This window comes from Catenulispora yoronensis (assembly GCF_039531695.1).
Classification (GTDB): Bacteria; Actinomycetota; Actinomycetes; order Streptomycetales; family Catenulisporaceae; genus Catenulispora; species Catenulispora yoronensis.
Genome location: NZ_BAAAQN010000008.1, coordinates 103,528 through 117,325 on the forward strand (window position 1 = coordinate 103,528; position 13,798 = coordinate 117,325).

The 13,798-nt window shown below is 71.4% G+C and carries 9 protein-coding genes and 1 pseudogene; 8 read left to right on the plus strand and 2 right to left on the minus strand.

Annotated features, from left to right (window positions below; translation table 11 throughout):
• The first annotated feature begins 6 nt into the window (after nucleotides 1-6).
• Complete coding sequence (locus tag ABD481_RS09450; protein ID WP_344665180.1) at nucleotides 7-1,218, plus strand: PucR family transcriptional regulator; 1,212 nt, start codon at nucleotides 7-9, stop codon at nucleotides 1,216-1,218.
• A 363-nt stretch (nucleotides 1,219-1,581) separates the two neighbouring features.
• On the opposite strand, the gene ABD481_RS09455 is transcribed toward ABD481_RS09450, so the two are convergent.
• Nucleotides 1,582-2,607: a LacI family DNA-binding transcriptional regulator gene (locus tag ABD481_RS09455; protein ID WP_344665181.1), complete on the minus strand. Its 1,026-nt coding sequence runs from the start codon at nucleotides 2,605-2,607 to the stop codon at nucleotides 1,582-1,584.
• A gap of 115 nt (nucleotides 2,608-2,722) precedes the next feature.
• On the opposite strand from ABD481_RS09455, the gene ABD481_RS09460 reads away from it, so the two are divergent.
• Nucleotides 2,723-2,965 carry a hypothetical protein gene (locus tag ABD481_RS09460; RefSeq protein ID WP_344665182.1) on the plus strand — a complete coding sequence of 81 codons (243 nt, stop codon included), beginning with the start codon at nucleotides 2,723-2,725 and terminating at the stop codon, nucleotides 2,963-2,965.
• Nucleotides 2,966-2,977: 12 nt separating this feature from the next.
• Here ABD481_RS09460 and ABD481_RS09465 read toward each other — a convergent pair whose 3' ends face one another.
• A complete protein-coding gene (locus ABD481_RS09465) occupies nucleotides 2,978-4,168 on the minus strand; it encodes an ROK family transcriptional regulator (protein ID WP_344665183.1) in 1,191 nt (396 codons plus the stop codon).
• 149 nt (nucleotides 4,169-4,317) lie between these two features.
• Between ABD481_RS09465 and ABD481_RS09470 the strand changes: the two are divergent.
• From ABD481_RS09470 to ABD481_RS09495, 6 genes and pseudogenes are all read left to right on the plus strand, one after another.
• A pseudogene (locus ABD481_RS09470) lies at nucleotides 4,318-5,409 on the plus strand (chitinase); the annotation flags it as partial.
• 266 nt (nucleotides 5,410-5,675) lie between these two features.
• Nucleotides 5,676-6,020, plus strand: coding sequence for a VOC family protein (locus ABD481_RS09475; protein ID WP_344665184.1), 345 nt, complete (start codon nucleotides 5,676-5,678; stop codon nucleotides 6,018-6,020).
• Nucleotides 6,021-6,246: 226 nt separating this feature from the next.
• Nucleotides 6,247-7,326, plus strand: coding sequence for a sensor histidine kinase (locus tag ABD481_RS09480; protein ID WP_344665185.1), 1,080 nt, complete (start codon nucleotides 6,247-6,249; stop codon nucleotides 7,324-7,326).
• Nucleotides 7,323-8,021, plus strand: a complete 699-nt coding sequence (locus tag ABD481_RS09485) for a response regulator (RefSeq protein ID WP_344665186.1) — start codon at nucleotides 7,323-7,325, stop codon at nucleotides 8,019-8,021. Before ABD481_RS09480 ends, ABD481_RS09485 begins: the two co-directional genes overlap by 4 nt.
• A gap of 170 nt (nucleotides 8,022-8,191) precedes the next feature.
• On the plus strand, nucleotides 8,192-10,498 hold the full coding sequence (locus tag ABD481_RS09490; RefSeq protein ID WP_344665187.1) for an amino acid permease: 2,307 nt from the start codon (nucleotides 8,192-8,194) through the stop codon (nucleotides 10,496-10,498).
• A 649-nt stretch (nucleotides 10,499-11,147) separates the two neighbouring features.
• A complete protein-coding gene (locus tag ABD481_RS09495; RefSeq protein WP_344665188.1) occupies nucleotides 11,148-13,793 on the plus strand; it encodes a heavy metal translocating P-type ATPase in 2,646 nt (881 codons plus the stop codon).
• Nucleotides 13,794-13,798 lie beyond the last annotated feature (5 nt).

The window sequence follows — 13,798 nt, forward strand, 5'->3', positions numbered from 1 at the left end:
GTAGCTATGGGGGACGACGACCAGGCTGAGGCCGGTGCCCGTGCGTTGGCCTTCAGGATGCTGGAACGCACCAGGGAAGTCGCGACCGCCGTCACCGCCCGCATCAACGCCCAGATCCCGGCGTACGCGGAGCGGGTGCCGACGGCGGAACTGCGCCGCTCGGTCGCCGAGCACTACCGCGTGGTGTTCGAAGGCCTGGTCGACCCCACCCTCGACGGAGACGCCCCGGCCGACCTGGCCGGACGGTCCCGGGCCGCCGAGGGCGTGCCCATGTCCGCGGTGTTCGAGGCCTACCAGATCTTCCTGTCCTTCGTCTGGGAGCACCTGGCCGAGGCCGCCGAGAACCACGAGGTGGCCCCGCGGGTCGCGGTCCGCGCCGCCTCGGAGCTGTGGCGGCGGCTGTCCGGGTTCACCGACGTGATGTCCGACAGCTACCGCTCGGAGCTCGAAGCCCGGATCCGCAGCCACGAGCAGCGGCGCTCGGCGCTGGTGCAGGCCCTGCTGGAGGGGCATTTGTCGGAGCCGGAGCTGTGGGAGGCCGCCGACGTCCTGCGGCTGCCGCATTCGGGCCCGTACGTGGTGATCGCCGCGCGGGTGGCGGGGGCCGGGAAGCACGGAGTGGCCGGGATCGAGGACGGCCTGCGGGAGCTCAGCATCATCTCGGCCTGGCGGCTGCTCCACGACGTCGAGATCGGGCTGGCCAGCCTGCCCGGGGCCGGGGACCAGCTGGACCAGCTGATCGAGGCCCTGGGCAGCGGCAGCGCGGGGCGGGTCGGTGTCAGCCCGCTGTTCGACGACCTGACCGGCACCGCGCAGGCGCTGAAACTGGCCCGGATCGCCCTGCGGGGCGCGGTCGGCAGCGGCAAGGTGGTGGTGTTCGGGCGCGATGCGCTGTCCGTGGCCGCGGCCAGTGCCCCCGACGTGATGGCCCGGCTGTCGCGAGCGATCCTGTCCGGGCTGGAGAACATGCCGGCCGATGACCGCGCGGTGCTGCTCGACACCTTCGGTGCCTGGCTCAACAACGGAGGTTCGGCCGACGAGGCCGCGCGGCGGTTGTATGTGCATCCGAACACGGTGCGGTACCGATTACGGCGGTTGGAGGAGCGGACGGGGCGGACGCTGTCCGATCCCCGGCATCTGGCCGAGCTGACGTTGGCGTTCGAGGTCGACCGGGGGCAGGTGGCGGTGATGGCCGAGGAAACCCCGCCCGTGGGGTGACTCCGTCTACGTAAAACGCTGGAGGCGTCATCCCTTCGAGCCTACGATGATCCGTAGTAGAACCTGTCTCCGAGTCGGCTGCGCGAGCATCCGGCGGGGTAGCGGGGACGGACGGTTCGTCGACCCACACTCGGCTCCAGCGCGCCGTACGCGGGTCGGGACGCCGGACTGCGGCGGGTTCACTGGGACCTGGCCCGTCGTGGGATCGCGTCGCGAGCAGGGTTCGACTCGGGAGCACGCTCCCGGGCCGGACCCTCTTGTTTTGCTATCACGCATCGTAGATGGCTCTGTGGACTGCGAACCTCGATGGGCACTGCGACCCTCGATGTGCACTGCGATCCGCGAGGTCCGCGTCGCAGCCCCCTACGTCCGCGGCCCGATCTCCCCCGACCCCCGAGCGAGCAGCGACACCGGCACGGTCACCGTCTCCACCGGTCGCTCCGTCTCGGCCAGCCGCGCCGTCATCAGCCGCAGTGCGGCACGGGCCATCTCGGTCGTGTGCTGGGCCACCACCGTCAACGGCGGGTCGAGCAGTCCGGCCAACGGGAAATCGTCGAACCCCACCATCGCCGGCCGCTCCGCCCGCGGCACTTCCGCGGCCAGGTGCGTCAGCACCGCCAGGGTCGTCGTCACGTTCCCGCACACCAGCGCCGTGGCGCGGACTCCGGGCGCCGCCACGCTGCGGACGGCCGCGCTGATCCGCTCCTGCTCGGTCTCTCCGGTGTGGACCAGGCCCGCCACGGCTTTCCCGTCGGCGGCCAGGCAGGCCCGGAACGCCGCCGCGCGCTCGCGGCCGGTGAAGATCCGTTCGTGGTCGCCGATGTAGGCGATGCGCTCATGTCCGTGCGCTGCCAGCTGGCGGTAGGCCAGGCGGACGCCGCCGGCGTTGTCCGACAGCACGGCGTCGGTCGGCGGGCCGCTCATCGGCCGGTCCACCGCCACCACCGCCAGCCCCGAGGCGATCTCCGCGGCCAGGTACGAGTGGTCGGTGCCGATCGGCTCCACCAGCACGCCGTCGAAGCCGCGGTGCGCCATCGACAGCACCACCGCGCGTTCGCGCTCGACGTCGTCGGCGGTGGAGGCGCCGAACACCACCAGGCCGGCGTGGTGCGCGCCGAGCTCGAACTCGGCCAGCACCGGGTTGCGGGCCGACATCTCGCGCGCCGCGACGCCGACGGTGCGGCTGGTGCCGCGCCGCAACTGGCGGGCCTGCTCGTCCGGCCGGTAGCCGAGGGTGTCGATCGCGGTCTGCACCCGCCGGGCGAACTCGGCGCCGACGGTCGGGTCCTGGTTCACCACCCGGGACACGGTGCTGAGCGCCACGCCCGCCTCGCGGGCCACGTCGACCATGGTCGGCCGTCTGGAGCGGCGCCCTGAAGCCTTTGTCATGAATTTCCCGCCCTGCGTCGGCCGTGACCCGATCGAGACCATCTCAGGGCTTGACGATGCCCGATGGACCGGTGGACGTACAAGTTCTCTGAAATCTGCCGATAGCCTCGGCGGGGTGAACCGAGCGGACAGGTCGACAACCGGGGGAGACGGCCAGGACGGCGACGCGGACCCAGCACCACCGCCGCGCCCGGCCGGCGGCACCCTGTGGTGGGCCGTGGGCGCGGCGGTGGTGCTGGCCCAGGTGCTGTTGGTGGCCGTGATCGGCGGGCATTGGCGCGGCGCCGGAGCGGCGCTGCTGGCGGTGCTGACGCTGGCGGTGGTCGGGGCGGCGATGACCGGGCGGCGGAACCGCTAATACCCCGAACCGCTAATACCCCGACCCGGTCTTCGTCCGCTCCCGGATCACCTTCTCCACGGCCTCCGCCGCCCCCAGCGCCGCGGCCCCGGTCAGCACCGCGCCGTCGCCTAACGCGGACACCTCCAGGCGCGGCGGATACGGCAGCCGCTCCTGCAGCCGCCGCGCGACCCGGTGCAGCAGCAGATCGCCGTTCAGGCCGATGCCGCCGCCGAGGATGATCAGCTCCACGTCCGCCACCGCCGCGAGCACCGCGATGTAGGCGGCGATCCGGCGTGCGACCTCGTCGACGACCGCCTCGGCGGTGGCGTCCCCGGCGCGCGCGCGATCGAAGATCAGCTCGGTGGTGACCGGACCGCCGTCGCTCCGGAGCGCGGCGGCGTGCGGCGCGGCGTATTCCAGGATCGCGGCGGCGCAGGGGTCGTTGGCGGCGAACGCCGAGCTGTCGAAGGCGTTGTCCAGCTCCCCGGCCGCGCCGCTGAACCCGCGGTGCAGATGCCCGTGCAGCACCAGCCCGGCGCCGACCCCGGTGCCGACCGACAGGAACGCGAAGCTCTCGGCCGCGGCGCCGGTGCCGTGGGTGTTCTCGCCGAGCGCCGCCAGGTCGATGTCGTTCTCGACGGTGACCGGGACGCCGAGCGCGGCCTGGAGCTCGTCGACGATCGCGAACCCGTTCAGCGCCGGGATGTTCAGGGCCTGCCACACCCGTCCGGTGTGCCGGTCCACGACGCCGGGCACCCCGGCCACCGCGTACCGGACCGTTTCGGGCCGCACCCCGGCCTCGGCGATCAGCGTGTCGGCCAGCTCCGCCGCGGCGGCCACCATCCGGGGCGCCGGCAGGCCCCGCACGTCCACGTCCCGCCGCGCCGCGATCACCGTGCCCGGCCCGGCCAGCACGCTGCGCAGCCGGTTCGCGCCGAGGTCCAGGGCCAGCGCGTGCACGCCGTCCGGCTTCGGGCCGAAGAACACCGCGCCGTGCGAGGGATCGCGCGCGGTGTCGGGGGACTCGGTGACCAGCCCGATCGCGAGCAGCTCCTCCAGCAGCACCGAGACGGTCGGCTTGGAGATCCCGGTGAGCCGGGCTATCTCGGCGCGGGAGATCGGGTGCCCGCCCTCGATCACCGACCACACCGTCCGGATGTTCATCTCCCGGAGCGTGGCGGCGGTGACGCCGGAGGTGGGCCGCGGCGCACGGTTGTCCATGGACGCAGAGTAGGGCGTCCGGCGGTCGCGCGGGCGGTCCCGGGCCTGCGTTCGCAGGGTATTGACGGGCCGCCGGGAGCGGCCTACTCTGCGCGGACAGAAGCGTTAGTTAAGTTAACTAACCCTCCCCCACAAGGAGATCCGCACTCATGACAGAGCTCTCCGCACTCTCCGCAGCCCGGCCTCGCGCCCCGCGCCGCCGGGGCTTCCGCCTGGCCGCCGCCGCGATCGCCGCCTCCACCGCCGCGCTCGGCGCCACGCTGACCCTCGCGCCGTCCGCCGAGGCCGGTCCGGCGACCATCGCCGCCGCGGCCGCGCTGCCCGCGCACATCTTCGCGCCCTACTTCGAGGCCTACACCGGCGACAACCCGGCGACCGTCGCGCAGAACTCCGGCGCCAAGTACCTGTCGATGGCGTTCGTGCAGACCAGCAAGTCCGGCTCCTGCACCGTCTACTGGAACGGCGACACCAGCCAGCCCATCGGCAGCACCTTCGCCTCGGCGATCAGCACCATCCGCTCCGGCGGCGGCGACGTCATCCCGTCCTTCGGCGGCTACACCGCCGACACCACGAACACCGAGATCGCGGACAGCTGCACCAGCGTCTCCTCCATCACTTCGGCGATCGAGAACGTGATCACCAAGTACAACCTGCACCGCGTCGACTTCGACATCGAGCAGGACTCGCTGACCAACTCGGCCGGCATCGACCGCCGCAACAAGGCCCTGAAGCAGGTCGAGGCGTGGGCCACCGCGGCCGGCCGGTCGCTCCAGGTCTCCTACACCCTGCCGACCAACACCGACGGGCTGGACTCCGGCGGCAAGGCCGTGCTCAGCAACGCCAAGTCCAACGGCACGCGGGTCGACGTCGTGAACATCATGACCTTCGACTACTACACCGGCGGGTCGCACGAGATGGCCACCGCCACCGAGACCGCCGGCGCCGGGCTGGAGAGCTACCTGCACTCGCTCTACCCGACCAAGACCACGGCGCAGCTGTGGGCGATGGTCGGCGTGACCGAGATGCCCGGCATCGACGACTACGGCAAGCCCGAGACCTTCACCACGGCCGACGCCACCACCGTGCTGAACTGGGCCAACAGCAAGGGGATCAACGAGATCTCGATGTGGGCCTCGCAGCGCGACAACGGCGGCTGCGTGGGCACCGCCGGCGCCGACAACTGCTCGGGGATCTCCCAGTCGACGTGGTACTTCAGCCACAAGTGGGAGCCGTTCACCGGCTGAGCCGGCCCTGAGCGCTCGCCGGGCTGTCCCCCACACCCAGCCGCAGCCCGGCGAGCATCTCCAGCGCGGCCCCGGGGCGCGGATCTCCAGACGCGTCACGGGGCCGTCCACCTGGAACCGGGAGTCGAAGAACGGGCAGCACTCCTGCTCGGCGACGGCGAGCTCGACGAGCGCGTGGGAGGCCCGTGAGGATGGCCGGGAGCCGCGTGAGGGTTCCGTGAGGGGCTCTGGCCGGGATCCGGGGCCGGGGTTTGGCTGGAACCATGGCCACTTCCGTCCCGGTCCTGCCCAGTGCCGACCTGGAGCGCACCCGCGCTTTCCACTGCTTCCTGGGCTTCTCCGTCGTGGACGCCGCCGACGACTACTTGCGCCTGCGCTACGACGACGCCGAAGTCCACTTCTATCCCGCGCCGGACACCGATCCCGAGAACAACGCCGCCGGCTGGTACCTGCGGGTCGCCGAACCCGAGGAACTCCGCGAGAAATGGACCGCCTACGGGGTGGAGTGCCTCGACGTGCCGGTCCCGGCGGTGTTCGGGCCGACGGTGTTCGCCGTGACCGATCCGGACGGCGGGCTGCTGCGGATCGGTCCGGCGGACCGGTTGTGAGGCGGCGTGGTCGTCAGGCGGCCTGGTCGTGAGACGGCGTGGTTGCTAGGCGCCTGGTCGTGAGGCAGCCTGGTTGTGGCCGGCCTGGTTGTCAGACGGCCTGGTTGTGGGGCGGCCCGGTGACGGTCGGGCGGTGCGGAGGGCTCGGGCGGTGACGCTCGGGCGGTCCGGGCGGTGATGTTCCCATGATCGCGCGTGATCGTCCCCGCGCAATATGCTGCACAGCATGCGCGACTTGGGACGCCGTCGGCGCGGCCTGGCCGCCGCGGCCGTCGTGCCGCCCGTGCTCACCGTGATCCTGGCCGGGCTGACCGAGCGGCTGAACCTCAGCAGCCAGGTGCTGATCTACCTGGTGGCGCTCGTCGCCGTCGCGCGGCTGTGCGGCATGGTCGCCGCGTTGGTCGCGGCCATCTGGTCCGCGCTCCTGATGGACTACTACTTCGTCTCGCCGGTCCACAACCTGCGCATCGCCGGCACCAACGACGTGATCGCGCTGGCCGCGTTCGTGATCGTCGCGATCACCGTGGCGTCGGTCGTGGAGTACTCCGGCAAACTGTCGCGGCGCGCCACCCAGGCGGCCGCCGAGGCCGCGCAGCTGGAGGCCGCCGACCGGATGCGCACCGCGCTGCTCGCCGCCGTCTCGCACGACCTGCGCACGCCGCTCGCCGCCGCGCGGGCGTCCGTCGAAACGCTGCGCGACCCGCAGTTCGACCTGTCCGAGGAGGACCGCACGGAGCTGCTCGGCGCGGCCCACGAATCGCTCGGCCGGCTGTCCCGCCTGGTCGAGGACCTGCTGGACATGTCGCGGTTGCAATCCGGCGCGCTCAAACCGCATCTGGAGCCGTTCGCGGTCGAGGAAGTCCTCCCGCGCGCCGTCGACGACGTGCCGGCCGCCGCCGGCCGCGTCAGGGCGCTCCCGCTGCCGGCGGACCTGCCGCCGGTGATGGCGGACGACGCGCTGCTGGAACGGGTCCTGGCCAACCTGATCGGCAACGCCGCGAAGCACACCGCCTCGCCGATCGAGATCGCGGTGGCGGCGCCGGCCGCCGGCACCGTGGAGATCCGCGTCGCCGACCACGGACCGGGGATCGCCGAGGCGGACCGCGAAAGCGTCTTCCGTCCCTTCCAGCGCCTCGGCGACCGGGACAACGCCGCCGGAGTGGGCCTCGGCCTGGCGCTGGCGCGCGGCCTCACCGAGGCGATGGGCGGGACGCTGCGGCCCGAGGACACGCCCGGCGGCGGCCTCACGATGGTGGTGACGGTGCCCGCCGGCGAGCGGGCCGGACCGGAAGGAACGGTCGGATGAAACGCGTCCTCGTCATCGACGACGAGTCCCAGCTGCTCCTGGCCCTGCGCATCAACCTCTCGGCGCGCGGCTACGACGTGGCGGTCGCCGCCGACGCCGCCGCCGGCCTGGCCGCCGCCGCCCGCCGTCCGCCCGACCTGGTGGTGCTGGACCTGGGCCTGCCGGACCGCGACGGGGTCGAGGTGATCGCCGGGCTGCGCGGCTGGAGCGCGGTCCCGATCCTGGTGCTCTCCGGCCGCACCGAGGCCTGGGACAAGGTGGAGGCCCTGGACGCCGGGGCCGACGACTTCGTCACCAAGCCGTTCTCCATGGACGAGCTCGCCGCCCGCATCAGGGCCCTGATCCGGCGCTCGGAGCCGGAGGACCCGGCCGGCCCGGTGGTGGCGGTCGGCCACCACCTGGTGGACCTGGCCGCCCACACCGTCCGCCGGGCCCCGCAGGCCCCCGCCGGCGTGCCGGAGACGGTGCGCCTGACCCGGACCGAGTGGGCGGTGCTGGAGACCCTGCTGCGCCACCCCGGCCGGCTGGTGTCCAGCAAGCAGCTGCTGGCGCAGGTGTGGGGGACCGAGCACGAGCCGGAGGGCAGCTACCTGCGCTTCTACCTGTCCCGGCTGCGGCAGAAGCTGGAGCCCGAACCGTCCCGCCCCCGGCAGCTGCTGACCGAGCCGGGGATGGGCTACCGCTTCCAGCCGTGAGGAACCGGTGAGCGTCCCGGATGTCTTCCCGGTGTGCGCGGGCGGCAACCGTGGGTAAGGCGTGAGAAAAAACGTGGGGGCCTCTAGTGCATTGAGAGAAACCCGGCCGTAGCATCGCGGGCGTGCCTAGTGCCTTGGGGATTGCTAAACGGGTCATGGTCGGTCGTCCGATGCGCAGCGAGATGCTCGGCGAGACCTTGCTCCCGAAGAAGATCGCGCTGCCGGTGTTCGCCTCCGACGCCTTGTCGTCGGTGGCCTACGCCACGGAGGAGATCCTGCTGGTGCTCAGCGCCGGCGGGTTGGCGTTGCTGCACTTCACCTGGTGGATCGCCCTGGCGGTCGGCCTGTTGATGCTGGTGGTCGTCGCCTCCTACCGGCAGAACGTCCACGCCTATCCCTCCGGCGGGGGTGACTACGAGGTCGCCACCACCAACCTGGGGCCGAAGGTCGGCCTGACCGTGGCCAGCGCCCTGATGGTGGACTACATCCTCACCGTGGCGGTGTCGGTCTGCTCCGGGGTGGCGAACCTGGCGTCGGCCTTCCCGGCGCTGAACGACCACGTGGTCCTGATCTCGGTGGCGGTGATCGCCGTGATCACCCTGCTGAACCTGCGCGGCGTCCGCGAGTCCGGCACCGCCTTCGCGATCCCCACCTACTGCTTCGTGGTCGCCGTCGGCATCATGATCGTGACCGGCCTGATCCGGATCTTCTTCGGCCACGGGCTGCACGCCGAGAGCGAGCACTACCAGATCGTCAACACCACCCACTACAACGGCGTGCTGCTGATCTTCCTGCTCCTGCGCGCCTTCGCCTCCGGCTGCACGGCCCTGACCGGCGTCGAGGCGATCAGCAACGGCGTGCCCGCCTTCAAGCCGCCCAAGAGCAAGAACGCGGCCACCACCCTGGCCCTGCTCGGCGGCATGGCGGTGGCGATGTTCGCCGGTGTCACCGCCCTGGCCCTGGCCGGCCACGTCCACGCCGCCGACGCCGCCAACCTCTCCGGCCTGCCCGCCGGCCAGGCCCCCCGCACCGTGATCGCCCAGGTCTCCCGCTCGGTCTTCGGCGGCTCCTCGCCCTTCTTCTACCTGCTCCAGTTCGTGACCGCGCTGATCCTGGTCCTGGCCGCCAACACCGCCTTCAACGGCTTCCCGGTCCTGGCCTCGATCCTGGCCAAGGACGGCTACCTGCCCCGCCAGCTCCACACCCGGGGCGACCGCCTGGCCTTCTCCAACGGCATCATCATGCTGGCCGGCTTCGCCACCCTGCTGGTGGTGGCCTTCCACGCCTCCCCGACCCGCCTGATCCAGCTCTACATCGTGGGCGTGTTCGTCTCCTTCGTCTGCTCCCAGACCGGCATGATCCGCCACTGGAACCGCCTCCTGAAGGACACCGCCGACAGCCTCCAGCGCCGCCGCATGAAACGCTCCCGCGTGATCAACGCCGTCGGCGCCGGCGTGACAGCGGCCGTGCTGGTGATCGTCCTGGTCACCAAGTTCGCCAAGGGCGCCTGGATCGTCGTCCTGGCCATGCCGCTGATCTGGCTGGTGATGCGCAGCATCAACCGCCACTACGCCGCCGTGGCCCGCGAACTGGCCCTGATGGAGGACGAGACCCGCGTCAGCCTCCCGGCCAACAACCACGCGATCGTCCTGGTCTCCAAACTCCACCTCCCGACCCTCCGCGCCCTCGGCTACGCCAGCGCCACCCGCCCCACCCGCCTGGAAGCCGTGACCGTCCACCTCGACGACGCCGAGGTGAAAGCCCTGAAAGCGGAGTGGGAACGCCGCAACATCCCGGTCCCCCTGACCGTGATCGACTCCCCCTACCGCGAAATCACCCGCCCGATCATCGAGTACGTGAAACGCCTCCGCTCCGAGAACCCCGACGACGTCGTGACTGTTTACATTCCGCAGTACGTCCTCGGACACTGGTGGGAACAGGTGCTGCACAACCAATCAGCCCTGCGCCTCAAGAGCCGCCTGCTGTTCCAACGCCGAGTAGTAGTGGCCGCCGTCCCCTACCAGCTCCAATCGGCCACCGCCCGCATAGAACGCGCGAAGGCCCAGGCGCAGGCCTCCTTCCACGGGAGCGCGATGACCAAGCCCAAACCCCCGCGCCAACGCACACGCCTCCAGAACCTGACCCTGGAGAACTCCGAACTGGAAGCCGCCACCCTCTCCGAAGCAGTCACCCCCTCCGGCGCCACCCCGATAGCCGACTGCCCCGACCGCGAACAGGTCTGCCTGGCAGGCACCCTCCGCACAGTACGACTCCGCCCCCGCGCAGGCGTCCCCGTCCTGGAAGCCGACCTCTGGGACGGCACCGGCTCCGTAACAGTGAGCTGGCTCGGCCGCCGCGAAATCCCCGGCATAGTCCCAGGCCGCCGCATCGTGGTCCGAGGCCGCGTGACAACAACCGGCGGCAAACGCGCCGTGTACAACCCGATCTACGAGCTGCGGCCCTCCGCCGCCGACTGACCGCCGACCGGGCGGCGGCGCCCCCCACGGGATCGCCGCCGCCCGGAGCAGTGAAGTTCGCGAGTGGTTGCTTGGCGGCCAGGGCCAGGCTCAACGCAGCAGCATTGCGACCGGCGGCGGCCAGCTTTACCGCACCGGCTGCGCAACTGGTCGCCGTCCCACCATCACAACCGGCGGCGGCCAGCAGGACCAGCGGTCATCGCGACCGGTCGCCTCGCCACCACCTCAACCGGCGGCGGCCAGCAAAAAGGGTGGTCATCGCAACCGGCTGCCTCGCTTTTTGCCAAAGTTAGGTCTTCGGTTCCGGTCTTTCCGTCGCGTCGGCGGGCGTAGCCAATCGCGCCGCCCAGGCGGTGTCAAGGCTCGCATGAGCTGGGGCACGGCACCCAAAGGGTCGCCTTGATACCGCCTGGGCGGTGTGATTCCTTTAGGCGACGATGCGACGGAAAGGCCGGGACCGAAACCGGAACCACCGACCAAGGCCGCGCCAGCCCGCCCGGCCCCACTCTTTCCAGAGCGAGGCCCTCCCCGGAGGGGCCGCCGGAGGCGCAGTTGACTTTGATCTGCGACTTTGATTTCCGACACGCCGATGATCACCTCACCCCCACCATCCCACCCCTCACCCCTCAACATGTTGAAATAGAGGTTCGTGGAGGACACGCGATCCCGACTTCGAACCCACGCCGACCAGCTGATCCTGGCCGCAGCCCTGTGCGGCCTGGCAGCCGGAGGCATCGCCTGGTGTGCGGGGGCACACGGCGCCGCCGAGTGGGTCTGGGGCGGGGTCGCGGTCCTCGGCGTCATCTGCTCGCTCACCTGGGTGATCGGCGCACTCCTCGAACGCCGCCTCGACGCCGACATCATCGCTCTACTCGCGCTGATCGGAACGCTGCTCGTCCAGGAACAGCTGGCCGGCGCCTTGATCACCGTCATGCTCGCCGGCGGCCGAGCGCTCGAAGCGGCAGCGGCCGGGCGGGCTCGGCGGGATCTTCAGGCGTTGCTTGCTCGGGCGCCTCGGACTGTGCGGCGGCGGGTTTTCGCTTCCGAAAGCTCAACCCAAACCCAAACCCCAACAAAAACCGAAACCAAGGCCAAAGCTGAACCCGACCCCACCCCCACCCCCACCCCCACCCCCACCCCCATCGAGACTCTCCCCACCACCGTAGAAACTACCCCCACCACCGTAGAAACCATCCCCACCACCTCCATCCACCCCAACGACATCCTCATCATCAGCACCGGCGAAGTCCTCCCCGTCGACGGCACCCTCGCCACCGCCACCGCCACCCTCGACGAATCAGCCCTCACCGGCGAGCCCCTCCCCGTCGACTACTGGCGCGGCGACCGCCTCCGCAGCGGCGTCGTCAACGCCGGCGCCCCCTTCGACCTCCTCGCCACCTCCACCGCCGAGGACGGCACCTACGCCGGCATCCTCCGCCTCGTCCGCGAGGCCGAGCAGGGCAAGGCCCCCGCTGTGCGCGCCGCCGACCGCATCGCCGCCTGGTTCCTTCCCCTCACCCTCATCGTCTGTGCCCTCGCGTGGATCCTCTCCGGTGAGGCCAGCCGTGCTGTCGCAGCCCTCGTCGTCGCGACCCCCTGCCCGCTGATCCTCGCGGTGCCCGTCGCGATGGTCGCCGGCCTTTCCCTCACCGCGCGGCGTGGCGTCGTGGTCAAGGGCGGCGGCGTCCTCGAACGCCTCGCGGATGTGCAGACCCTCATCGTCGACAAGACCGGCACCCTCACTGTCGGCCGCCCCACCCTCGGGGGCGTTGTCACCGCCGAAGACGTGTCAGCCGACGACGTGCTCCGCCTCGCCGCTTCGCTCGACCAGGTCTCCACGCACGTCCTGGCGACGGCGGTCGTCCGCGCCGCCCACGAACGAGGCCTCGAACTCTCCGCACCCCACGACGCCGAGGAAATCACCGGCCAAGGCATGCGCGGACGCGTCGAGGGCCACGAAGTCCACATCGGCAAAGCCGCCTTCGCCGCCAGAGCCTTCGAAGACGGATCCCCTGCCCCCGAAGGATCACCAGCCCTCGAAGGATCACCAGCTCTCAAACGAGCCTCCCCAGCCCCCGAAGCAGCATCATCCCCCTGGGCCCAAACCGCCCGCCGCCGCTCCGACGCCGACGGCGCCCTCACCGTCTTCGTCGGCATCGACGGCCGCCCCGTCGGCGTCCTCCTCTTCGACGACCCCGTCCGCCCCGACAGCGCCCGCACGATCCGGGCCCTGCGACGCGGCGGCATCAAACGCGTCGTCATGGCGACCGGCGACCGCCGTCCCGTCGCGGAGGCCGTCGGTTCGGTCACCGGTGTGGACCGGGTCTTCGCCGAGTGCACCCCCGAGTTCAAAGCCGAACTCGTCCGCCTCGAACAAGAAAACGCCGTCACCGGCATGGTCGGTGACGGCGTCAACGACGCCCCCGCGCTCGCCCTCGCCGACGTCGGCGTGGCCATCGGAGCTGGTGGCACAGCCTCCTCCTCCACCTCCACCGCCTCCTCCGAAGCAGCCGACGTCGTACTGACCGTCGACCGCCTCGAACGCCTCGCCGAAGCAAAGGCCGTAGCCCGCCGCACCAAGCGCATCGCGCTGCAGAGCGCGGCTGGCGGAATGGCCGCCTCCGGTGTCGCGATGCTGGTCGCGGCCTTCGGCTACCTCCCGGCCGCCTGGGGCGCGCTGCTCCAGGAGGGCATCGACCTGGCCGCCATCCTCAACGCCCTCAGGGTCCTGCGCCCCGATGCCGACGCCGACTCCGTCCGCCTCGACGACCGCACCACCGAACTGGCGCGCCGCTTCGCCGCCGAGCACACCGCCGTGTGGGCGGTCCTGGACCGGATGCGCACGGTCGCCGACGACCTGGCCGACCAGCCCTCCGCCGACGAGCTGCGCCGCGTACGCCAGCTGCACCGGGACCTTGTCGAGGACGTGCTGCCGCACGAAGAGGCCGAGGAGGAACTCCTCTACCCGGCCATGGCCGAGGCGCTCGGCGGCGTCGACCCCATGGCGACCATGAGCCGTGCCCACACCGAGATCTCGAACCAGATCCGGGCCCTGGGACGCCTGGTGCGGCGCGACGACCTCGGATCCGCCGACATCGCCGAGCTCCGACTGGTCCTCTACGGCCTCTACGCGGTGCTGCGCCTGCACACCCTGCAAGAGGAAGAGAGCTACCTCTCGCTCGCCGACTCCATCACCGCCGACCTGGAGTCAGAATCAAACGGACCCGACCCGACCAGCCGCCCCGGCCCGCCCGACCGCCCCGGACCGGGGCCCGACGCCGGGCCCCTGGTCTGAAACCG

Coding starts and splice junctions, on each gene's coding strand:
- ABD481_RS09475 (WP_344665184.1), top strand. CDS start 5,676: ATGGCCACTTCCGTCCCGGTCCTGCCCAGTGCCGACCTGGAGCGCACC.
- ABD481_RS09465 (WP_344665183.1), bottom strand. CDS start 4,168: ATGGACAACCGTGCGCCGCGGCCCACCTCCGGCGTCACCGCCGCCACG.
- ABD481_RS09455 (WP_344665181.1), bottom strand. CDS start 2,607: ATGACAAAGGCTTCAGGGCGCCGCTCCAGACGGCCGACCATGGTCGAC.
- ABD481_RS09490 (WP_344665187.1), top strand. CDS start 8,192: ATGCGCAGCGAGATGCTCGGCGAGACCTTGCTCCCGAAGAAGATCGCG.
- ABD481_RS09485 (WP_344665186.1), top strand. CDS start 7,323: ATGAAACGCGTCCTCGTCATCGACGACGAGTCCCAGCTGCTCCTGGCC.
- ABD481_RS09480 (WP_344665185.1), top strand. CDS start 6,247: ATGCGCGACTTGGGACGCCGTCGGCGCGGCCTGGCCGCCGCGGCCGTC.
- ABD481_RS09450 (WP_344665180.1), top strand. CDS start 7: ATGGGGGACGACGACCAGGCTGAGGCCGGTGCCCGTGCGTTGGCCTTC.